This window comes from Pseudomonas sp. P5_B2 (assembly GCF_056400445.1).
Genome location: NZ_JBFULH010000019.1, coordinates 1 through 21,723 on the forward strand (window position 1 = coordinate 1; position 21,723 = coordinate 21,723).

Genomic DNA, 21,723 nt, shown 5'->3' on the forward strand with positions numbered 1-21,723 from the left:
GTCTACAACCACCATCCGAATGTTGCTGTGGTCGGTCGCAGCCTCGGCTCAGGCGTTGCCGTGCGCCTGGCCAGCCAACGCCCCGCTTCGCGGCTGATCCTGATCACGCCTTACAACAGCCTGGAAGGCCTCGCCAAACAGCAGTTCCCATGGTTTCCGGTGAGATGGCTGCTACAGGATCGGTACGAATCGTGGCGATACGCGGCGCACATTACGGTGCCGAGCTTGTTGATCGCCGCCGGGCATGACGAGGTCATCCCGCGCTCCAGCACACAACAGCTCTACAACCATTTCGCCCCCGGTGTGGCGACGCTGAAGGTGATACCGGACGCTGGCCATAACTCCCTTTCCGACAGCCCCGAGTACCTCAAGTTACTGGGCGATGGATTATGATGCGGGCGCTCTCATAGACCGTATCGATCATGCGGTAATGCAGAGTGATTGGGCTGCGCGACAGGCATGGACCGCGACGAAAACGATCTGCCCCTCGACGCATTCGTGCGCACCATCGAGCGGGAGATCCTCACGGCCATGGGGCAAACCCAACTACCTCCAGTACTGGCGCCGGTGGACTTTGTGTTGAGGTGATTTCACCCCTGATAAAAGTGCCGATACCATTCCACAAAGTGCGCGACACCGGTTTCAACGGTCACCTGTGGGCGGAAGTCGACCCAGTCAGCCAGCGCCGACACATCGGCCCAGGTCTTGACCACATCGCCCGCTTGCATCGGCAGATAATTGCGCTGAGCCTGTATCCCCAATGCCGACTCCAGGCAATCGATAAAGTCCAGTAACGCGACCGGCATGCCACGGCCGATGTTGAAAATCCGGTTGACGCCCTCGGTCTCCTGACTCGATTCCGGCGGTTTTGTCCGCAGCCGGACGATGCCTTCGACAATGTCGTCGATGTAGGTGAAATCGCGCGCCATCTGACCATGGTTGAACACATCGATCGGCTGGCCCTTGAGGATCGCCTCGGTAAACTTGAACAGCGCCATGTCGGGACGTCCCCAAGGCCCGTAGACGGTAAAAAAGCGCAGACCGCTGGCCTTCAGGCCATAGAGATGACAGTAGCTGTCGGCGAGCAGTTCATTGGCGCGCTTGCTCGCTGCGTACAGTGAAACCGGATGATCAACCGGGTCATCGACGCTGAACGGTAATTTGTTGTTGGCGCCGTACACTGAACTGCTCGACGCGTAGATCAGGTGCGCAGGCGGATGATGCCGGCAGGCTTCCAGGACATTCAAGAAACCCACCAGGTTGGATTGCGCATACGCGTCCGGATTGTCCAGCGAGTAGCGAACCCCCGCCTGCGCCGCCAAATGCACCACTTCGGTGAAGTGATGCTCGTCGAACAGGGCCATCAATGCGGGTTTGTCGACGATGTCCATTTTCTGAAAACGGAAGCCCTGGAGCACGTTCAGTTGCTGGAGCCGTGCCTGTTTGAGTTCCACGCTGTAATAGTCGTTGAGGTTGTCGATGCCTATCACTTCAAGGCCTTGCAGACACAACCGTTTGACCGTGTGATACCCGATGAACCCTGCGGCGCCAGTTACAAGAACGGTCATAGTGCCTGCTCACTTGGTTGGACAAGAAGTCGTTAGTTATAGCGGTGCTATTGCACCGGGTCCAGAAGCAATACCGATTACTTAATATTCCCCGCACCGAGGGACYTATACTCCGCCGAGATGACAATTAACCGCACGAGAAGTTTAATCTGTCCGACAAATTAAAAATTTCTCGCAAAAACAATTACTTGCACACCAGCAAACCCCCTATTGGACAAAAGGCATCTTTTTTGACAAAGAACGTTTGACAGGTCGCTAAGAGTGACCGATAACTATACCGGTCTGTTGGTAGAGGACACGAGTGCAAACTATCTCGTTATCCACTGTTCCGCAGATCTCTTCCTTTGCAGTTTTTTTCACAGGTCCCATATGCAGACCGTGCGGTAGCTTTGCCCGAGGCAAAGTTCACCTCAGGCTTATGCCTATGTATGCACGGTATAGCGTCACGTTATTGGTTTATGCCCTTTCGTGAGGCGTTTTGTGTTTCATTATTGATACACGACTGCACACTTCTAAAAAAAACACATATGCACGATTAACACTTCCTGGGCCTCAATAGAGCCACTGCCTGCCTAAACTTCTCCATTCAAAGAGTTTACCAGCATGTCAGCACACAGCTCCGAACGGTCTAATTGGTACCTTTTGCAATGTAAACCCCGTCAGGATGAGCGCGCTCACCTCAACCTGCTCCAACAAAACTATGTGATATTTCACCCCCAGCTGGTAAGTGAACGCGTGATACGCGGAAAACGGCTCAGGGTGATGGAATCGCTGTTCCCCGGGTATTTGTTTATCCACCTCAGCCGTACCGATAATTGGGCGCCCATACGTTCTACCCGCGGCGTCAGTCGAATTGTCGAATTTAATCAGGGTCCTGCGACAGTGTCCGAGCACGTCATCGAACATTTGCGCGCGCGCTGTTTTGAATCCACGGAGCCACACGYCAATCACGACCTGAAACCCGGTGAACAGTTGCAAATAATTCGAGGGCCACTGTCGCCACTGGAAGGCATCTTCGTATCGTCTATGGGGGATGAGCGTGTGATGATCCTGATGCAGTTTCTTAATCGCGATCAAACTATCTCCGTTCCATGCAGTGATCTCAAACGTCAGCACACCGCGCTACAGATAAATATCTGATTATTCGCCTTATATGCTTTTCCTCAGGAGCTATAACATGGCCTTGAAGTCACGCTGGCCTGTTGCGCTGCTCATGGCCTCTCTGTACCCGGAGTTGGCCTGGTGTATCAAGCCACAATATATTGATGTTTATGGTTTGAACTTCACCCCAACTTTCCTGCTGTCGGAAAGTTATGACGACAACTTTCGCGAGTTGGAATCCAATGTACAGTCGTCCATGATCACCCGGCTAGCGCCCTCTTTCGAGCTCAAGGCTGAAGACCGGAACAGTGCCACCCGCCTGACCTGGCAGCCCAGCCGGAACATCTATCACGACGAGTCGGACGCTTCGTATACGGCACAACGCGTGCGAGTCGACAGCGTGATGGAATTCACCGACCGGCACCGTTTGAAACTCGACGCTGAATACCGCAAATGGCAGCGCACCGAATCGACGGCGGTGGAAGGCGAAAACGACAAGCTCAACAACAAACGCGTGGGCGGCTTGTACACCTACGGCGCCAAGAGTGCGGATAACCAGATCGACTTCGGCGCCAATTACGCCGAACTTCGCTACACCAATGCCGACGGCGTCAACGATGACAAAGAGCGTAATACCACCGGCGTGACCACTACCTGGTATCACCGCATCGGCAGTAATACCCGTGGCCTGCTGGAATACGACCACACCGATTTTGATTACCTGCTACCTGACAGCCCGCGCAGCAGTAAATCCGACGCCGTGCTCGCCGGTGCGACCTGGGACTTCACCGCTCGCACGACGGGTAAAGTCCGTATTGGTTATGAGAAAAAGGACTTCGACAGCAGCGAATCCAAAGACCTCGACAACCCCACCTGGCAAGTGGACATGCAATGGAAACCGCGCACTTATTCGACCTTTACCTTCGTCGCCCGCCAGGCCATGGCCGAAGGCGACGACGGCGCTGATGCCGTGAAATCGACCTTTACCCAAGTCGGCTGGCGTCATGGCTGGACCGATCGAATCACCTCTGTGGCCCAGGCGGGGTACGGTCGTTATGTCTACGAAGGCGAGAGCCGCACGGACAATCTTCAGGACTACAACCTGGCGCTGATCTACGCCATGCGCCGCTGGATGGACATCGAACTCGGCTATCGCTACCGCGATAACGACTCGGATGCCGACAACGAAAGCTACACCCGCAACGTTTTTCAAATCAGCTTCAACGTCAGCCTATAGGAGGGTATAGACATGAACTCACACACTCTTGGCTTGTTGTTCGCATTGGCGGTTGTCCCCACTGCCTATGCGGCCGACACCGGCACCCAGTACAAACTGGCCGCCGGCGATGTGTTGCGCATCACCGTGTTCGGTGAGCCGGAATTGAGCCTGAAGAAAATTCGGCTCAACGACGCCGGAACGTTTTCCTACCCGTTCCTGGGCGAGATTTCCGCCAAGGGGCTCACACCCAGCCAGGTCGAAAAGATCATCGTCGACGGGCTCAAACAGGGTTACCTGAACGATCCGAAAGTCAGCTTGAGCCAGATCGAATACCGCTCGTTCTACATCAACGGTGAGGTGCAGAAACCCGGCAGCTATCCGTTCGTGCCCGGTTTAACCCTTGAAAAAGCCATCGCGTTGGGCGGCGGCCTGACCGAGCGCGCCTCGATCAAACGCGTGACGATCCTGCGTGGCGAGGGTGACAAGACCCTCACTGATGAAGTGACGCGCAACACCACGATTGCCCCCGGCGACACCATTTCCATTGCACAAGGCTTTTTCTAATCATGGACAACAGCCCTAGCACCTACGTCGAACGTCCTCTGCAAACGCACCTGCATAAGCAGTACAGCGAAGACAGGGACACCATTGATCTTCTCAAACTGTGGAGGGTGATCTGGCGTGCGAAATGGAAAATAGGCTGGCTGGTGGTGATCAGCGTTGCCCTCGCGGTGGTGGCGGTCTCGCTCATTACCCCGCAATACATCGGCAGCACCACGCTGCTGTTCAACGATAAAACGCCGCCGATGATGTCCTTCCAGCAAGTCAAGGATTCAGGCAGCAACGCCACCGACTACTTGCAGACCCAGCAGGCCCTGCTGGAATCGCGGGACCTGGCAGAACGGGCGGTGCGAAAACTCGGCCTCACCACTCACCCGATCACCGACCCGCGCCAGCAACCGGCGCCCTGGTTCACTCCGCGCAAGTGGCTGGCGGACCTCAACCTTGACCAATGGATTCCTGGACTGAGCACGTTGATGCCGGAAAAGGATGCGCCGACTGAGGAAGACGTCTTCAACCAAGTCACGCAAAACCTGATGTTGCACACCACCGTCAAGTTTGTCGGTAAAAGTCAGTTACTGGAAATCGAGGTCGAACTGCCGAACCCTGAACTGGCCGCCGCCGCGGCCAACGCACTGGCCCAGGGCTTTACCGACAGCCAGATCGACACCAGCGAGAAGTCATCGCAAACCACCACGGCCTGGATGAACACGCGGCTGGTCGAGTTGCGCAACAACCTGCGCGTGGCCGAGAAAAAGCTTCAGGGCTATCGCGAAGAGCAAGGCCTGGTCGATGTCGGTGGCGTCGCTACCMTCAGTGCCAATGAGCTGGAGATGACCGGAAGTCGCATGGTCGACGCCCGCCGGAACCGCGCCGAAGCCGAAAGCGAATACCGTCAGGCGAAGGCCTTGAGCACCGGCGACCTGAGTCGCCTCTCTAGCGTACCCGCTGTGTTGGCCAACCCGCTGGTCCAGCAATTCCAGGCGGACCGGGCCAAGGCCCAAGCCAAGGTCGATGAGCTGTCGGGGCGCTATGGGCCGAAGCACCCGAGCCTGATTTCTGCGCAGTCCGAATTGCGCGCCGCCACCACCAGCCTGCAATTGCAGGTGCAGCAGGTGGTGTCCGGGATCGAACGGCAATACCAGCTCGCCTCGGCCAGCGAAGCCTCGATACGCCAATCGTTCAACAGCAACAAGGCGCAGATCCAGGACATTGCGCGCAAGGAGTTCCAGTTGCGCGAGTTCCAGCGTGAGGTCGACAGCACCCGCGCACTTTACGAAACCTTTGTCACGCGCTTGAAGGAAACCGCTGCCACTGCCGACATGGACTCGACAAAAGTGCGTATCGTCGACCCGGCCATCGTTCCGATGGAAGCCAGCAAGCCGCGTAAAACCTTGATTGTGGGCATTGTCGGGTTGCTGGCGGCCGTGATCGGCGTCGCGCTGGCCCTGCTCTTCGACGCCCTGAACAACACGTTCAAGACCGATGAGACGATCGAGAGCACGCTCAACATTCCACTGCTCAGCGTCGTACCGCTGGTATTGAAGAAAAGCCGTCGGCAATTGGCGCGGTTGTTTGAGGACAATGACAACCCGCGTTTTTCCGAGACCATTCGCAACCTGCGCACTTGGTTGATGTTGCAAAGCAGTGAAATGCCGTCGCAAGTGGTGCTGGTGACTTCGACCGTGGCCGGTGAGGGCAAAAGCACCATCGCCAACAACCTCGCCAGCTCGCTGACCTCCCTTGAACGTGTTCTGCTGATCGATGCCGACATGCGTCAGCCGACCCTTTCGCTGAACTTCGATTTCCCGCCCGACGCACCGGGGCTGGCCAATGTCATTGCGGGCACGGCCCGTCTCGAAGACTGCATCGTGTCGGTGGGCAACCTGGACTTGCTGCCGGCTGGACGAATGTTGCAGCCCTCGTCGGACTTGTTCACCACGCCGCGCCTGCCGTCCCCCGCCGACGCGCTCAACGCGGTGCGCCAGCCTCCACCACAGGACTTGCTCAGTTCGCCACGCATGGCGCGCATGCTCGAAGCGCTCAAGTCGCGTTATCGCCACATCATCATCGACTCACCCCCTGCGGAGATGATCAGCGATGCGCTGCTGCTGGCCCAACATTCGGACGCCGTGATCTATGTGGTCAAGGCCGACAGCACGCCGATCAGCCAGGTACAAAGAGGCATTGCGATGTTGCAACAGAGCCACGTGCCCGCGTTTGGCACCGTGCTCAACCAGGTCGACCTGCGCAAGGCGCGCAAGTACGGCTACAACCATTCCCACACCTTTTACAACTACGACTTCGCACCCCGGTAATTATGGTGAAGGGTCTTCTGTGGTGAGGGGTTCTGTGGTGAGGGGGCCACTGGTTCACTGGTTCACTGGGCCACCGGTAAGTCCCACACCAAACTCATCTGCCATAACAACAAACTGCCTCACCTCTGCATAACAAAAACAAAACCTGCTTCACCTCTGCCGAGCTACGGAAAAGCCTGCGGGAGCCACGCCGTGTCTGCCCGTCCAGTGCTGGTGCACTACTTCTGCCTTGAGGTTAAGCCCATGACTCCGCTCTATACCGCTCATCTGACACACCGCCGCGGCCTGACGTTCTGGGGTCAGTGGGCGTGCGCAATGACGCTGACCACCGCGCTGCTGATGCTGCTGGTGTGGTGGCGCGTCGGCAGCCTGACCAGCGATTACCGGATTCTGCTCATTCTGACCGTGCTCGGCTCGGTACCGATCTACAGCCTGATGCAGGTCTACCACAAGCGTCATGGCCTGTTGGTCGGGCTCGGTAGATTGCTGGCCGGCTGGCTGATCCTGCTGGCTGTCCTGGCAGCCATTGCCTTCATCACTCAAACCTCGCCCGGCTCCACTCGCGCATGGTCTGCAAGGAACGCCGTTCGGTGATCATCGGCACCTCCCCGACTGCCCATGAGCTGGCGAAAAAACTCTCTCGGCCGAACCGTGCGCTGGCCCTGGGCTTCATCGCCGCCGCCGACGACAGCGGCCCGGCGCCGAGCATTTTGCCGCTGCTGGGCCGGGTCGACGAGATTCGCGACATCATCACCCGTCTAAATGTGCGGCGCGTCTATATCGTCCTGACGATGGCGCATGCCGCCACCATTGAAGCGCTGTACATCGACTTGCTGGACATGAACGTCGACGTGGTGTGGATCCCGGATTTGGGCAGCATGGTGCTGCTCAATCACTCGATCTCGGAAATCGAGCGGATGCCGGCCATCTACCTCAACGAAAGCCTGATCAGCTCGCACCCCGCCAGCTTGTTTTGCAAGGACCTGTTCGAACGCAGCCTGGCGGCCATGGCCTTGATAGTGCTCAGCCCGCTGCTGTTGACGGTCGCAGCGGCCGTCAAGCTGAGTTCCCCGGGACCGGTACTGTTCAAGCAAAACCGCCACGGTTGCAACGGCGAAGTGATCCTGGTCTGGAAGTTTCGTTCCATGCGCGTCCATGACGACCACGAAGTGCGCCAGGCCACCCGTGAGGATGATCGCATCACAGCCGTCGGGCGCTTCCTGCGCCGCAGTTCCATTGACGAACTGCCACAGCTGTTCAACGTGTTGTTCGGCCAAATGGCCCTGGTTGGCCCCCGTCCGCATGCCGTCACCCACAACATTTACTACACCGGGAAAGTGCGCGCCTACATGGCCCGCCATCGCCTCAAGCCGGGCATTACCGGGCTGGCCCAGGTGACCGGGCACCGTGGTGAAACCGAAACAGTGGAAAAAATGCAGCTGCGCGTCGCCCAGGACCTCAACTACATCAACCAATGGTCGCTGTGGCTCGACATCAAAATTCTGATCAAGACGCCCTTCACGCTGTTCTCGAAAAACATCTACTGACGCCCTGCTCTGACACTCCGAGGTTTGACCATGAATGTAAGCGTATTCGGTATCGGTTATGTGGGCCTTGTCCAAGGCGCCGCGCTGGCGCAAGTCGGCCACAACGTAATGTGCGTCGATGTCGACGCCGCCAAGGTCGACGCACTCAAGGACGGCACTCTTCCCATCTATGAACCGGGCCTGAAAAGCCTGGTGCTCGACAATTATCAAAGCGGGCGCCTGCAGTTCGGCACGGACCTGGCCGGCGCCGTGCAGCACGGTGATGTGCTGCTGATCGCCGTTGGCACGCCCCCTGACGAAGACGGCTCGGCTGACCTTCAATACGTCCTGAGCGTGGCGCAAACCATCGCCCTGAACATGGACCGTCACCAGATCATCGTCGACAAATCCACGGTACCGGTGGGCACCGGCGACCTGGTTCGGGCTCGCATCGAGCAGGTGCTGGCCGACAACGATCGCAGCCATCTGACCTTCGACGTGGTCTCCAACCCGGAATTTCTCAAGGAAGGCTGCGCGGTGGAAGACTGCATGCGCCCCGACCGGATCGTAATCGGCACCGACAGCCCGCACGCCGAAGAGGTCATGCGCGAACTGTACGAGCCGTTCAATCGCAACCACGAAAAAATCATTGTCATGGACATTCGCAGCGCCGAACTGACCAAGTACGCCGCCAATTGCATGCTGGCGACCAAGATCAGCTTCATGAACGAAATGGCCAACATCGCGGAAAAACTCGGTGCCGACATTGAAATGGTCCGCCACGGTATCGGCTCCGACCCACGCATTGGCTATCAATTTATCTACCCCGGCCTGGGTTACGGCGGTTCGTGTTTTCCCAAGGATGTGAAGGCGCTGATCCACGCCGCCACCAGCGTCGACATTGACGCGCGGGTGCTCAAGGCCGTGGAGTCGCGCAACAACGAACAGAAAACCACCCTGTACAGCAAGATTTTCGACCACTTCAACGGCGCGCTTCGCGGCAAGACCTTCGCCCTGTGGGGTTTGAGCTTCAAACCCAACACCGACGACATGCGCGAGTCCCCCAGCCGCGTGTTGATGGAAGCCTTGTGGCATGCCGGCGCCAACGTCCAAGCCTACGACCCGAAAGCCATGGAAGAAACCCAGCGCATTTACGGCTCGCGCGATGACCTGACCCTGGTGGGTACCAAGGAAGCGGCGCTGAAAAATGCCGATGCCTTGATCATCGTGACCGAGTGGCAAGCATTCCGGGCGCCGGACTTCGACCTGATCAGCCAGCAGCTCAAGCAACCGCTGATTTTTGACGGGCGCAACCTGTTCGACCCGCAGCGCTTGAGCAAGCGTGGCTTTACCTACATCTCCGTGGGTCGGCAGACCCACGCCATCCTCTAAAAGGAGTCAGGTCATGCCCACACTGAATATTGTCACGCAGTACTCATCGGCCCTGCTGGACGCCAACCAGGCGTATTCCTTCATTAACTTCGCGTCCATCGGCAGCTACTTCAAACAGACGCCAGACACCATCGCCTATTTTTGCGACGGCATGCTGATGTCGACATTCATGTCGCAGGTGACCGGCCGCAGCGTTGGTCGGGTCAGCTTCGACTTCACCTCCATCGCCGACCCGGTACTCAGCGACGCCGAGCGACAGGGCAAACGGGTGTATTTCGTCGGTGCCCGGCAGGCCGAACTGGAACTGTTTATCAGCAAGATCAAGACCCGCTATCCGCAGCTGATCATCGCTGGCTATCACAATGGCTACTTCGATGCGACGCAGGCCGAGGGCATTCAGGCCGACATTTGCCGCAGTGAAGCGAACATCCTGATCGTCGGCCTCGGCGCCGGATTACAAGAGCAGTTCGAGCAGGATGCGCAGCGTTCGGGCTTTCGCGGTGTTTCCTTTACCTGTGGTGGGTTCATACGCCAGGAGGCCATGGCCACGCGTGAGTACTACCCCGCAATGATCAACCGCCTGCACTTGCGCGCGTTCTATCGCATGTATCGCGAGCCGCACACCATCAAACGCTACCTCATCGACTACCCGAGCAATTTCTTGCAGCTGCTGGCGATGCTCGTTCGGCACAAAGTCACCATCAACGTTGGGGAATGACCATGCACATTCTGTTCACCCTCAAGGATTTCAAGTCTGGCGGAGGTGTCGAGCGCGTTCAGCAGCGCTTGTCCGAACAGTTTCTGAAGGACGGTCAGCGCGTGAGTTTCTTCGTCATCAACGGCGACACACCGGACACTGAAGGCGTGCAAAGCCTCAATGACGGCGGCGGCAGCGGCGTGCTCGGATTGTTCAAATCCATCGGTCTATTGCGCCGGCTGATTCGCCGTGAGGGCGTCACCCACCTCATTTCCGCCAAGGAGCAGGCCAACCTGTGCACGTGGTTCGCCACCCTCGGCAGCCCTTGCAAGGTCATCTATAGCCGCCACACCACACTCGATTGCACGGAACAGAAAACCGGCCCCGCCAGTCTGCGTCTGCTCTACGCGCTGTACTTGTGTGGCAGCGGCAAGGTGGTGGCGGTGTCCACAGTGCTGCGTCAGTCCCTTGCGGACATGATGCCGTGGGGCCGGCAACGAATCCGCTATTGCCCGAACGCGGTCATCACCGATCAACTGCTGCGCGCCGCCAAGGCCCCACTGCCGAGCGATATCCCGCGCAACTATTGGCTGGGTCTGGGCCGTTTGGTGGAACCCAAGGGTTTTCACTTGTTGCTCGATGCCTACGCCATGGCATTGCACAGCGAGGTCGTACCCGATCTGGTGATCGCTGGCGACGGTCCATTGCGCGAAGCCCTGACCCTTCAGGCAGAACGCCTTGGCATCGCGCACCGCGTGCATTTCACCGGTTTCCTGAGTAACCCCTATTCCCTGCTCAAGAACGCACGACTGTTCATTCTGAGCTCGCTGCAGGAAGGCATGCCGACCGTACTGATCGAGGCCCTGGCGTTGGGTACGCCGGTGTTGGCTTGCGATTGTGAGACCGGGCCCAGAGAACTGCTGGACCACGGCCGGCTCGGTCAACTGGTCAACGTCAACGACGTGCCGGCGCTGGCCGAAGGCATGCTGCAAAGCCTGTTTTTGCAGGGTCAGGTAGCGATCAACGGGGACATGATCAGTGACGCGATCCGTCAGTACACCAGCCAGGACGCCGCGCAGGCGTATTACCAGGTATGGAACCAATGAAAAAGCTGCTGATTATCCTGCACGACCTCGCCGCAGGCGGGGCGGAAAAAATGATGATGCGCCTGGCCGGTGCGCTGGTGGACGCGGGCAATGACGTGACCCTGCTGATGCTCACCGGTGGCGGCATCAACGCGCAATACCTCGACCCACGGGTAAAAAAAGTCGAATTGCTCAGCCCACGCAGTTCAAGAGCGGTACCAGCCCTGGCGCGATTTCTTCGAGAAAACTACTTCGACGCGCAACTGGCGGCGCTCACCCACGTCAACGTAGTGGCGATCGCCGCCTCTGCCCTGTCAGGGACGCTGGCACGGCTGCACGTCAGCGAGCGCAACGCGTTTTCCCACGACAAGCACGTCAACCCCGACTTCATGGTGCGTGTCGCTTACGGTGTGGCGCCGCTGCTGTATCGGTTCATTCCCAACCCGGTTATTTGCGTGTCGCGAGGCGTAGCCCAGGACCTGGTCGACACCACCATCGCCCGTCGCCAGGACGTGACCATTGCCGACAATCCGGTACTCGACAACGACTTTCGTGAAAAACCGCCGCGACCACCCAGCCATCGCTGGCTGCTTGAAGCGTCTGGCCCTGTGATTGTTGCCGTGGGCCGCCTGGCGCCACAAAAAGGCTTCGACACCTTGATCACCGCGTTCGCGGCATTGCCGGACCGTAGTGCGCGCCTGATCATTTTTGGCGAAGGCGCGCTGCGCGAACAACTGCTGGAGCAGGCACGCAAACTAGGCGTGGAGGATCGTTTCGATCTGCCGGGGTACAACCCAGAGCCCATGGCGGAAGTGGCGGCAGCCGATTGTTTTGTGTTGTCGTCGCGTTTCGAGGGCAGCCCCAACGCGCTGGTCGAAGCCTTGTCCACGGGCACACGGGTGGTCTCGACCCGTTGCCCCCATGGCCCGCAAGACATCCTGATCAATGGCATCGTCGCCCCCCTCGTGGCGGTCGACGACCCGATTGCCCTCACGCAGGCGATCTCCCTGCAACTCGCCACGCCGCGCGAGGTACACCATGGGGCCCGCCTCGATGCGGCCGCCCGGTTCATGAATGCCAGCGCCGTGAAAACCTACCTCAACGCTTTGCTCGGGAGCCCCTCGCCATGAACCGACTGGAGATTCGCTATTCCACGCTGCGCGACGGTTTTACCTTGTTTGGTGTGCTGTTTTACATCCAGGTGATTTCGTTTGTCCTCGGCTTGGGTGGCGCATCAAGTTTCGACGACATCGACAAAGACCTCGAAGGCAACATGACCAACCAGGTCTGCGGGCTGATCACGTTGCTGGTGCCGTTGTTCTTCTTCATCCGCAACAAGGTCTTCCTCAGTAAAAGCTTTTACCGGGGCAACTTCTTTCTGCTGCTGTTCATGCTCAGCGTGATCGCCTCCATCGGCTGGTCCCACGACCCGATGCTCAGCCTCAAACGGTTTATCGCGATGATCAGCGTGGTGTTTTTTGCCGGCTTCATCGCCTACAACTACAGCCTCGAAAAAATCACCTTCATGCTTGGCTGTGCCATTGGCGTGGCGGCGTTGATCGGCTTGATTCTGGCGCTGGTGATGCCCAGCGCCGCGTTCATTTCCGGCGGGATTCGCGACGGTGCGTTCAAAGGGATTTTCATGGAGAAGAACGCCGGCGCACGGATCAACGCCATCGCGATCCTGCTGTTGCTGCCGATGATTCGCCAGCGCAACCGCTGGGCGCTGTTCTGCGCGTTTTTCTCACTGATTGCGATCTTGCTCGCGCAGTCAGCAACCGGGGTGGTGCTGATCATTGCCGGCACGATCAGCTACGGGTATTTCCTGACGCTGATCCGTTTACACATGAACCGATCGCAACTGATGTTCCTCGGTTGCACCCTGCTCTACCTGCTGGTGTGCCTGTTTCTCTACAACAACTTTGCGCTGCTGCTGGAGATGGCCGGTCGTGACCCCTCTCTCACCGACCGAACGATGATCTGGGAGCTGCTCGCACCCTTTGTCGACAGTCAGTTCCTCAAGGGTTATGGCTACGGCGCGTTTTGGTCCAGCCCGGATGCCGATGCGTTCATTACCCGTTGGGGCTACATCGGCAACGCCCACAGCGGCTACATGGAGACGCTGCTCAACGGCGGCATCATCCAGCTGACCGCGTTGGTCCTGTTGCTGGGTGAGGCGCTGATCAAACAGTACCGCGCCGTGACGGCGAACCAGTCCGCACAGTTTCGCGCCAGTGCCCTGGTGATCATCGGTTTGTTCGCGGTTACCAACTACGTGGCGTACGTGATTCCCAACTACCGCTCTGCCGAGTTCCTGGTGTTCTGCACGCTGGCGTTGTCATTCCGCCACCACCACGCCAGGGGTTTTGCGCAGTCGCCGGTCGCCCGACACCATGTTCCCGCTGACGTCGCATTCAATAGCGCAGCGGCCAAGGTCATTCACAAGGAGCAACGCCCGTGCTGACAGCAGCCTCTCTTGCACCGAGTTCGGTGTGCGTGGTCATCCCGATGTACAACGCGGCCGGCAGTATCCGCCAGACCCTGGACTCGCTGAGCGAGCAAACCCGGCGGCCGGATCACGTGATCGTCATCGACGATGGCTCAAGCGATGCCGGGCCGCAAATCGTTGCCGACTACGCCGCGTCGTTCCCCTTGACCCTGCTGCGCCAGGCAAACGAGGGACCGGCCAGTGCGCGCAACAAAGGCGTATTCCGCTCCGAAGAAACCTTCATTGCGTTCCTCGATGCCGATGATCAGTGGCACCCGCAAAAACTGGAAAAACAGTTGGCGCTGCATGAAGAGCTTTGCCGTCTCGGGCACTCGGTAGGGCTGATCGATTGCGACGTGCTGATCGAGTACAGCAACRGTACCCGGCAAGTCGAAGACCGACACAAATGCGGACGGCACTTCGACGATTTCATCCACGCCAACATCGTTAATGGCACCTCCACGGTGCTGGTCCTGCGCGAAGTGGTTGTCGCCCTGGGCGGGTTCGATCCGTCTCTGCACTATGCCGAAGACCGCTTGCTGTGGACCCGGATCGCCGAGTACTGGGAAATCCACACCGTGCCCCAGGTGCTGGTCCGGCGTGAGATCAGCAGCGGCAATATCACCGCACAGCCAAAAAAGTACTACCCGCACAAGGTCAGATTCATCGAGCTGTACCTGGCGCGTTACGGCGAAGTCCTGACCCGCCAACAGCGCACCCATTTCGTGTTGGCCAATCATGCGGAGTTTCTCGATGCCTTCTCCAGGCGTGGCGAGCATTCGCACGTGGTCAGCGTGTACCGCCGCATGCTTGAACAGTCCTGGCAGACGCTGGTTTTCTGCCGCGGCAAACAAACCTTGCGCTACCTCTATGCGCGGGCAAAAACCCTGCGCAAGGCAGTCGAATCGACCACCGCTCATTGATCCGGTCCCGCGCCCATGGCCAATCATCGTCTGGTTACATTGATCTGGATCTTCACCGAAAAATTCGGCCTGATCTTCCTGTCCATGATCACGTTTGTCGTGTATGCCCGACTGCTGACGCCGGCGGAACTGGGTGTGGGCACGGTGATCATCGCGATTGTCGAACTGATCGGCCTCATCTACTCCTCGGTGCTGGAAGACCCGCTGGTGCGGCTTGAGCGGCTGGAGGACAAACATATTTCCACGGCGTTCTGGAGCGCCGTACTGGTCAGCCTGGCGTCCATCGTCGTCATCACCTGCGCAGCCATGCTGTACACGCCCTCCCCGGTGCTGCAATGGATGATGGCGGTGGCTTCGGTGAAGATCCTGTTCACCATGATGGCGCGGGTCTACGTCGCGCAAATGCGCCGCAGCGGCAACTTCAAGATGCTGGCGTCACGCACGTTGCTGGGCAAGGTGTTTGGTGGCGTAGGCGGAGTGGCGGTGGCGCTTTTGGGGTTGGGGGCCTGGGCGGTGATTGCGCAGGCGCTGATCATGGAGTTCGTCTCGATCATCGTGTTGATGCTCGGCGAGCGGCGGCGCATTCCCTTCCATATCGACGGCCCGTTCCTGCGTGAACTGCTGAAGGCCGGCACGCCAGTAGCGATAAACGCTTTAAGTTCACAATCGCTGCAACGCGGGGTCAACGTGGTGTTGGCCATGACCGCCGGCGCCAACGCAGTCGGCATGTTCAACATGGCGATGCGCATCATCGACCTACCGCGCAGCGCCATCTACAACGGATTGATGAGCTACGCATTGCCGGTGTTCGCCCGGCGCAGTGCCGAGCCCGCGCGGCTGCTCGGGATCATCGGCGACTCGACCGCCCTCAGCGGCTTCCTGCTGACGCCGCTGTTCATCGGCATCGCGCTCACGGCTGAAGATTTGATCCTGCTGATCTTCGGCGCCAAATGGGCCGAAGCCATTCCACTGCTGCAAGTGCTGGCCTGCACCGCCGCCATCGGCAACACCGCGATGTACGCCACCACCGCGCTGGTGGCGGTCAATCGCAGCCAGCTCACGATCAAGGCCGAAGTGACGACCACCTTGCTGGCACTGGCGCTGGTCTACAGCTTCGGCAGCCTCTATGGCGGGATGGCTGCCGCCTTGGCCCTACTGGCGCGGATGCTGATCATCACGCCACTGCAAATCCGGGGGCTGAACACCGCCATCGGTTACGGCTGGCGGCGGTTCCTCGACTCCAATTATCGCAGCGTGATTGCCTCACTGATCATGGCCGCGACCGTCCTGTTTGTGTCACCGCGCCTGGATTTTCAAGGTTACCTGCACCTGATCTGCAACATCGTTGTCGGCGCACTGAGCTATGCCGTGGCCTATAGCGTTTTACACCCGCACTGGCCGCAAGAATTCAAAACGGTTTTCACCGCTCGCTGAATTCAGTCCCTGAGACAGGAAGACCTCACCATGCGCAAAAAAACTACGCTGATCACTGGCGGGGCCGGCTACATTGGTTCCCATACCGTCCTGGCGCTGATCAACGCCGGGCACCACGTCATAGTGCTCGATAACCTGTGCAACAGTAGCCGAGAGTCCATCGCGCGCCTTGAGGCGCTGACCCATACCCAGGTCGAATTCATCAATGGCGATATTCGCGATTCAATACTGCTCGACGACCTCTTTGGTCGCTACGACATCGATGCCGTGGTGCATTTCGCCAGCCTCAAATCTGTCGCGGAAAGTGTGCGAATACCGTTGGACTACTACACCAACAACGTCGCCGGCACGCTTAACCTGTGCAGGGCGATGGGCCGCAACAACGTGTTCAAGCTGGTGTTCAGCTCGTCGGCCACGGTATATGGCGAGCCGACGCGTTCACCGATTGCCGAGGACTTCGGCACCGGCAAACCGGTCAATCCGTACGGTCGCACCAAGCTGATGATCGAAGAATTGCTCGGTGATTTGTGCCACTCCGATCCGCGCTGGAGCATCGCCCTGCTGCGCTACTTCAACCCGATTGGTGCTCACGAAAGCGGGATGATCGGCGAAGATCCAAAGGGTCGCCCGAACAACCTGTTGCCGGCGCTGACGCAGGTTGCGATTGGCCGGATGTCGGAGCTCACGGTGTACGGCTGCGACTATCCCACCGTGGATGGCACCTGTGTGCGCGACTACATTCACGTGGTCGACCTTGCCAACGGCCATCTCAAAGCGCTGGAGGTGTTGGAGCATCAAGGCGGGGTCAACTCGTGGAATCTCGGCACTGGAATTGGCTACAGCGTGCTGCAGATCATTCACAGTTTCGAGGACATTACCGGCATCACCATCCCCTACCACTTCGCCCCGCGCCGCGAGGGCGACCTTGCCAAATTCTGGGCCGACCCGAGCAAGGCTGGACGCGAACTGGGCTGGAGCGCACAACGGGATCTGGAGCAGATGATCGTCGACACCTGGCGCTGGCAGTCGTGTAATCCGCAGGGGTATCGATCTGCCTTCGACCAACCGGCCTTGTCTACGGTGAAGTGATGCGCGTGCTCAGGGAGGGTCTGTTGCTACTGCTGTTGTCGGTTTCGTCGGTGAGCAACGCAGCGACCGCGCCACCCGCCACCGGGCTGGTGTTGTGGCTGGACGCAGCGGATACGTCGGAGGTTACCGTCGACGCACAGAACCGTGTTCAGCGTTGGCGAGACAAGTCTGGCAAAGCCAACGATGCCGCGGTGGACGATGCGGCAGTTGCCTCGCGTCCGGTACTGATGGCCAGCGGCATCAATGGCCATCCGGTGCTGCGTTTCAATGGCGCGTCGGCGTTTTTGGGCAAAACCCTGCGCACCGCCAAAGGCCCGGTGACGGTACTGATCGTCTCCCGCCGGCTGCCCGAACAGGCCGGTGCAGACCCGTGGCAGCGGCTGTTCAGCTCACGCCCCGTCAGCACCGACAACGACAACGTGCTGCCGAACTTCGCCATCAGCCTGGCACAGCCCGCCGCGTACGAACCGACGGTTTCGGTGCTGGAACTGAACGACGTGCCGATTGGCCCGTATGGGCTCGGGCGCAATGCCGTGGGCAGCTCCGAGAATTTTCGCGGCGACATTGCGGAAGTGCTGGTGTACGACCGCCCGTTTGCCTCCCTCGCTGAACGCCAAAGTGCCTTTCAATACCTGGCGGCCAAATGGTCCGTCGCCATTCCCAAGCTGGCCGACACCTGGACCCGGGTCGGCCCGCTGGGAACCTTGCCGACGCCCACCAACGCCAATCTGCCGCTATCCGATCAAGCCAACACCGGCCGGTGGGTGTTCGATAACAAGCTCTCCGATGACTTCAATGGCACCACCCTCGACCGCGCCCGCTGGCACGTCAACGATGCGAGCGGGACCGACTCGCTCGGGCGCAAACCGGCACTGTTTACCCCACAAAATGCATCGCTGGGCAACGGCAACCTGAACATTGTCTTTCGCAAGGAAACCTTGCCTCAGAAGTACGTCCAGCTGGGCTACAAGGACTACAGTTCCGCCATGGTGCGGACCATTGAGCGCGGCTTGTACGGCTACTACGAAACACGCGCAAAACCCATGAACTCGGCCGGTTCCAGCGCCTTCTGGCTGGCCTGGACGGGCATGGCCGACAACGCCACGGAAATCGACATCTTCGAAATTGGTGGCAAGACCAAAAACGGCGCATTTGACCGTCTGTACAACATGAACGCCCATCTCTGGGCGACACCACAAAGCACCGAGCATATCGCTAATGGCAGCACCTGGATCAGCCCGTGGCGCCTGGCGAGTACCTTTCATGTCTATGGCTTCGACTGGCAGCCCGACACGTTGCGCTGGTACGTCGATGGCGTGCTGGTCAGGGAATCGAAGAACACCCATTTCTTCTTCCCGATGCAGATCGTCTTCGACAGTGAAGCCTTTTGGAATTGGTTTGGCGTGGTCGACGATGCGGACCTGCCATCCACCTTCAGAGTCGATTACGTCAAGGTGTGGCAACGCGGCCAATAATTGCGCTTGGCCTGACCGTTGATCCGCAAGTTTCGCCTTCGCCCTATAAAAACATATTTTGATGCTTTAATTGATATTGTCGAACAATCCCACGAACAGAGGGTGCCGTGATGAATATCAAAACCTTGGCTTTGTTGTTGTTGGCGTTGTGCGCTCAACCCGTCTGGAGCCAGACGCCCCCCACCACACCACCCGCCGCCGACAGCGCGGCCCTAACCACCCGCCTCGCGCTGCGCGACCTGTGGGTCGAGCATATTTTCTGGATCAGAGACTACGTGATTGCCAACCAGGCGGGCGACAAGGCGCAAGCCAAAATCGCTGCTGAGCAGGTCGTCAACAACGCCACCCAAATTGCCAACAGCATCGCCCCGCTTTACGGCCAGCCTGCCGCCGATCAACTGCTCAAGCTCCTGGCCGGTCACTGGGCCGCGGTGAAACATTACAGCGACGCCACCGTCGCCAAGGATGCCAAAGGCAAGCAGGCCGCCGTCGCCGAATTGACCAGCAATGCCAAGGCCATCGCGGCTTTCCTGGCCAGCGCCAACCCCAACTTGCCTGAAGGCACATTGGTCACAATGCTCTCGGCCCACGGCGGGCACCATGTCAGTCAGATCGATCAAATCGCCGCCCATGACTATGCCGGCGAAGCCAGCACCTGGCACATGATGCGCGTGCATATACTGGCGCTGGCCGACGCGCTGACGGCGGCACTGGTCAAACAGTTCCCGGACAAATTCTGAAACCGAGCGAGGACACGTCATGCTTGAAGGACTGGGTCGTACCCAGCAGGACTTGCTCAATGCACTGCTGCACCATGCCAATGGCATGAGCATTGATGAGCTGGCTGAGCAACTGGCCGTCACCCGCACCGCGATTCGCCAGCACTTGGCGGCGCTGGAGGGTGCCGGCCTGGTCCTGCGCGGGGACACGCGCCCGACAGGCCGGCGTCCGGAGCAGCTGTATCGGCTCACCGAGCATGCGAAGGAGTTGTTTCCCCGCCAGTATCAACTGCTTGCCAGTGTCCTGATTGACGAAGTGGCCGACATCATCGGCCCCGAGGCACTCGCCTCGCTGATGCGCAGCATGGGCCACAAACTGGCGCTGGACCGTGAGCAGCACGTGGTGGACGAAGCCAAAATCGTGCAGCACATGAATCAGGCCGGGTACGAAGCCGAAGTGATCTTTCGCAGCTCGGACGACAAGGAAATCGTCGCGCACAATTGCGTGTTCCACCGCCTCGCGGCCGCTCATCCGGTGGTGTGTGAGCTGGACCTGGCCTTGATTGGCGCCTTGGGTGGTGGTGAGGTCGACCATACGGAATGCATGGTTCGGGGCGGGAATGTCTGCCGGTTCAAACTGCGGCCGATTGAGGGTAAAGAAGGCTAACGCCTGTGGGAGCGAGCCTGCTCGCGAATGCGTTGTGTCAGCTGACATCAATGTTAACTTTGCCGCCGTCATCGCGAGCAGGCTCGCTCCCACAGGGGGCACGTGACGCGATGACCAACGCCAGTACAATCAGCCCGGCCGCAACCAAAAACGTGACCCGCATTCCATTGCCGGCAAACACCGCGCCCATCGCCGAGGCACCGGTAATCAACCCCAGATTGCGCGACAGGCTGAGCAACCCGGCCATCACCCCGCGCTGATCCGCACTGACGCCTGTCATGATCAAGGTGTTGTTGGCCGCCTGAAACAGCGCATAACTGGCGGTGATCAGCGCAACGGGCGCGATGTAGCCAGGAATACCGAAACCCGCTGGCATGATAGACAACACCCCAGCGCCAAGCGCCATGGCGGCGAGGCCGAACACAGTCATGCGCTGCGCGCCAAAGCGGTCCACCAGCCGACCGGCCGGAACACCGGCCAGCACTGCCACCAGCGGGCCAACCGACAAAGTCAGCCCGACCGACGCCACGTTCAGCCCCAGCGTGCCCGAGAGGTAAAACGGCCCAACCACCAGCGTCGCCATCATCACCGTCGACACCAACGCACTCATTGCCAGGCTTGCACTCAATCCACGTTCACGCAACAGCGCCAGCCTGATCAAGGGTGCTGCGGATCTTGCCTCGATGAACAGGAAAACTCCTGCGCCGACACCCGCGACCAGCAGCAATCCCCAATGACCCAACGTCATGGCCAGCGCATACGCACCGAGCGTCAGCGCCCACAGCAGCGTCCCCGGAAAATCGAAACCACCGCGCCGGGCCACCGGCCGATCCGCCGGTAAGCAGCGATACGCGAGGACAAAATTCAAAACGCCCAGCGGCACATTAATCAGAAAAATCGACTGCCATCCAAAACCAGACATCAACACGCCGCCCAGCGAGGGACCGAGCGTGGTGCCCATCGCCGACATCGTGCCGAGCAAGCCCATGGCGCTGCCCGTCTGCGCTTTCGGCACCGTATCCCCGACAAACGCCACCGTCAGCGCCAACAGGATCGCCGCGCCAAGGCCTTGCACCGCGCGGGCGACAACCAGCCAGCCCAACGAAGGCGCGAGCCCACAGGCGAGCGAAGCCAGGGTGAAAATGACGATGCCGCTCAACAACAAGCGTTTGCGACCGATCAGGTCACCGAGGCGTCCAACGCTGACAATCAACGTCGTGATCGCAAGCAGGTAAGCCAAGACAATCCATTGCACGTCTGCAAACGCGGCGTCAAAGGCCTGCGCCAGTGTCGGCAATCCGGCATTGGCGATGCTGGTGTCGAGGGACGGCATCAACATCGACAATGAAAGGCTGGCGAGCGTCCAACGGACCGGGATGGATGGCGTGAGGGTTTTCATGGGCTGGCCACCGTTGAAAGATTGGCTTTCAGCGTATGCGCGTGACAGGCATGGCGGAAGGC

General features: G+C 59.2%; 18 protein-coding genes and 2 pseudogenes. 18 read left to right on the top strand and 2 right to left on the bottom strand.

The annotated features are described in order from the left end of the window. A partial coding sequence (locus AC1DRJ_RS04010; RefSeq protein WP_477800943.1) for an alpha/beta hydrolase occupies positions 1 to 393 on the top strand: 393 nt, incomplete at its 5' end. 72 nt (positions 394 to 465) lie between these two features. Then, a pseudogene (locus tag AC1DRJ_RS04015) lies at positions 466 to 588 on the top strand (bestrophin family protein); the annotation flags it as partial. Positions 589 to 590: 2 nt separating this feature from the next. On the opposite strand, the gene AC1DRJ_RS04020 reads toward AC1DRJ_RS04015, so the two are convergent. Next, positions 591 to 1,568, bottom strand: coding sequence for an NAD-dependent epimerase (locus AC1DRJ_RS04020; protein WP_477800944.1), 978 nt, complete (start codon positions 1,566 to 1,568; stop codon positions 591 to 593). Between the two features lie 603 nt (positions 1,569 to 2,171). Between AC1DRJ_RS04020 and rfaH the strand changes: the two genes are divergently transcribed. The 16 genes and pseudogenes from rfaH (at position 2,172) to AC1DRJ_RS04100 (ending at position 20,262) form a co-directional block, all read left to right on the top strand. Then, the gene (rfaH, locus tag AC1DRJ_RS04025; RefSeq protein WP_477800945.1) at positions 2,172 to 2,708 is read left to right on the top strand and encodes a transcription/translation regulatory transformer protein RfaH; all 537 of its coding nucleotides are present in this window, start codon (positions 2,172 to 2,174) and stop codon (positions 2,706 to 2,708) included. 37 nt (positions 2,709 to 2,745) lie between these two features. Further along, positions 2,746 to 3,906, top strand: a complete 1,161-nt coding sequence (locus AC1DRJ_RS04030) for an outer membrane beta-barrel protein (RefSeq protein ID WP_477800946.1) — start codon at positions 2,746 to 2,748, stop codon at positions 3,904 to 3,906. A gap of 12 nt (positions 3,907 to 3,918) precedes the next feature. Then, entirely contained in the window at positions 3,919 to 4,452 is a 534-nt protein-coding gene (locus AC1DRJ_RS04035; protein WP_477800947.1) for a polysaccharide biosynthesis/export family protein, read from the top strand. Positions 4,453 to 4,454: 2 nt separating this feature from the next. Continuing rightward, entirely contained in the window at positions 4,455 to 6,767 is a 2,313-nt protein-coding gene (locus AC1DRJ_RS04040) for a GumC family protein (RefSeq protein ID WP_477800948.1), read from the top strand. 243 nt (positions 6,768 to 7,010) lie between these two features. Next, a pseudogene (locus AC1DRJ_RS04045) lies at positions 7,011 to 8,314 on the top strand (exopolysaccharide biosynthesis polyprenyl glycosylphosphotransferase). Between the two features lie 30 nt (positions 8,315 to 8,344). Then, positions 8,345 to 9,685: a UDP-glucose dehydrogenase family protein gene (locus tag AC1DRJ_RS04050; RefSeq protein WP_477800949.1), complete on the top strand. Its 1,341-nt coding sequence runs from the start codon at positions 8,345 to 8,347 to the stop codon at positions 9,683 to 9,685. Between the two features lie 13 nt (positions 9,686 to 9,698). Next, entirely contained in the window at positions 9,699 to 10,403 is a 705-nt protein-coding gene (locus tag AC1DRJ_RS04055) for a WecB/TagA/CpsF family glycosyltransferase (RefSeq protein ID WP_477800950.1), read from the top strand. A gap of 2 nt (positions 10,404 to 10,405) precedes the next feature. Next, positions 10,406 to 11,488, top strand: a complete 1,083-nt coding sequence (locus AC1DRJ_RS04060) for a glycosyltransferase (protein ID WP_477800951.1) — start codon at positions 10,406 to 10,408, stop codon at positions 11,486 to 11,488. Continuing rightward, positions 11,485 to 12,597 carry a glycosyltransferase gene (locus AC1DRJ_RS04065; RefSeq protein ID WP_477800952.1) on the top strand — a complete coding sequence of 371 codons (1,113 nt, stop codon included), beginning with the start codon at positions 11,485 to 11,487 and terminating at the stop codon, positions 12,595 to 12,597. The genes AC1DRJ_RS04060 and AC1DRJ_RS04065 overlap by 4 nt, the downstream gene beginning before the upstream one ends. Then, on the top strand, positions 12,594 to 13,931 hold the full coding sequence (locus tag AC1DRJ_RS04070; RefSeq protein ID WP_477800953.1) for an O-antigen ligase family protein: 1,338 nt from the start codon (positions 12,594 to 12,596) through the stop codon (positions 13,929 to 13,931). The genes AC1DRJ_RS04065 and AC1DRJ_RS04070 overlap by 4 nt, the downstream gene beginning before the upstream one ends. Beyond that, on the top strand, positions 13,925 to 14,878 hold the full coding sequence (locus tag AC1DRJ_RS04075; RefSeq protein ID WP_477800954.1) for a glycosyltransferase family 2 protein: 954 nt from the start codon (positions 13,925 to 13,927) through the stop codon (positions 14,876 to 14,878). Before AC1DRJ_RS04070 ends, AC1DRJ_RS04075 begins: the two co-directional genes overlap by 7 nt. 15 nt (positions 14,879 to 14,893) lie before the next feature. Next, positions 14,894 to 16,312: an oligosaccharide flippase family protein gene (locus AC1DRJ_RS04080; protein ID WP_477800955.1), complete on the top strand. Its 1,419-nt coding sequence runs from the start codon at positions 14,894 to 14,896 to the stop codon at positions 16,310 to 16,312. 30 nt (positions 16,313 to 16,342) lie between these two features. Further along, complete coding sequence (galE, locus tag AC1DRJ_RS04085) at positions 16,343 to 17,401, top strand: UDP-glucose 4-epimerase GalE (RefSeq protein ID WP_477800956.1); 1,059 nt, start codon at positions 16,343 to 16,345, stop codon at positions 17,399 to 17,401. Beyond that, positions 17,401 to 18,876, top strand: coding sequence for a family 16 glycosylhydrolase (locus tag AC1DRJ_RS04090; protein WP_477800957.1), 1,476 nt, complete (start codon positions 17,401 to 17,403; stop codon positions 18,874 to 18,876). The genes galE and AC1DRJ_RS04090 overlap by 1 nt, the downstream gene beginning before the upstream one ends. A gap of 110 nt (positions 18,877 to 18,986) precedes the next feature. Further along, on the top strand, positions 18,987 to 19,616 hold the full coding sequence (locus tag AC1DRJ_RS04095) for a hypothetical protein (RefSeq protein ID WP_477800958.1): 630 nt from the start codon (positions 18,987 to 18,989) through the stop codon (positions 19,614 to 19,616). A gap of 19 nt (positions 19,617 to 19,635) precedes the next feature. After that, positions 19,636 to 20,262 (top strand): helix-turn-helix transcriptional regulator, encoded by a 627-nt coding sequence (locus AC1DRJ_RS04100; protein ID WP_477800959.1) that lies wholly within the window; start codon positions 19,636 to 19,638, stop codon positions 20,260 to 20,262. Positions 20,263 to 20,299: 37 nt separating this feature from the next. On the opposite strand, the gene AC1DRJ_RS04105 is transcribed toward AC1DRJ_RS04100, so the two are convergent. Beyond that, on the bottom strand, positions 20,300 to 21,661 hold the full coding sequence (locus tag AC1DRJ_RS04105; RefSeq protein ID WP_477800960.1) for an MFS transporter: 1,362 nt from the start codon (positions 21,659 to 21,661) through the stop codon (positions 20,300 to 20,302). Positions 21,662 to 21,723 lie beyond the last annotated feature (62 nt).

Coding starts and splice junctions, on each gene's coding strand:
- AC1DRJ_RS04020 (WP_477800944.1), bottom strand. CDS start 1,568: ATGACCGTTCTTGTAACTGGCGCCGCAGGGTTCATCGGGTATCACACG.
- AC1DRJ_RS04030 (WP_477800946.1), top strand. CDS start 2,746: ATGGCCTTGAAGTCACGCTGGCCTGTTGCGCTGCTCATGGCCTCTCTG.
- AC1DRJ_RS04035 (WP_477800947.1), top strand. CDS start 3,919: ATGAACTCACACACTCTTGGCTTGTTGTTCGCATTGGCGGTTGTCCCC.
- AC1DRJ_RS04050 (WP_477800949.1), top strand. CDS start 8,345: ATGAATGTAAGCGTATTCGGTATCGGTTATGTGGGCCTTGTCCAAGGC.
- AC1DRJ_RS04055 (WP_477800950.1), top strand. CDS start 9,699: ATGCCCACACTGAATATTGTCACGCAGTACTCATCGGCCCTGCTGGAC.
- AC1DRJ_RS04060 (WP_477800951.1), top strand. CDS start 10,406: ATGCACATTCTGTTCACCCTCAAGGATTTCAAGTCTGGCGGAGGTGTC.
- AC1DRJ_RS04065 (WP_477800952.1), top strand. CDS start 11,485: ATGAAAAAGCTGCTGATTATCCTGCACGACCTCGCCGCAGGCGGGGCG.
- AC1DRJ_RS04070 (WP_477800953.1), top strand. CDS start 12,594: ATGAACCGACTGGAGATTCGCTATTCCACGCTGCGCGACGGTTTTACC.
- AC1DRJ_RS04080 (WP_477800955.1), top strand. CDS start 14,894: ATGGCCAATCATCGTCTGGTTACATTGATCTGGATCTTCACCGAAAAA.
- galE (WP_477800956.1), top strand. CDS start 16,343: ATGCGCAAAAAAACTACGCTGATCACTGGCGGGGCCGGCTACATTGGT.
- AC1DRJ_RS04090 (WP_477800957.1), top strand. CDS start 17,401: ATGCGCGTGCTCAGGGAGGGTCTGTTGCTACTGCTGTTGTCGGTTTCG.
- AC1DRJ_RS04095 (WP_477800958.1), top strand. CDS start 18,987: ATGAATATCAAAACCTTGGCTTTGTTGTTGTTGGCGTTGTGCGCTCAA.
- AC1DRJ_RS04100 (WP_477800959.1), top strand. CDS start 19,636: ATGCTTGAAGGACTGGGTCGTACCCAGCAGGACTTGCTCAATGCACTG.
- AC1DRJ_RS04105 (WP_477800960.1), bottom strand. CDS start 21,661: ATGAAAACCCTCACGCCATCCATCCCGGTCCGTTGGACGCTCGCCAGC.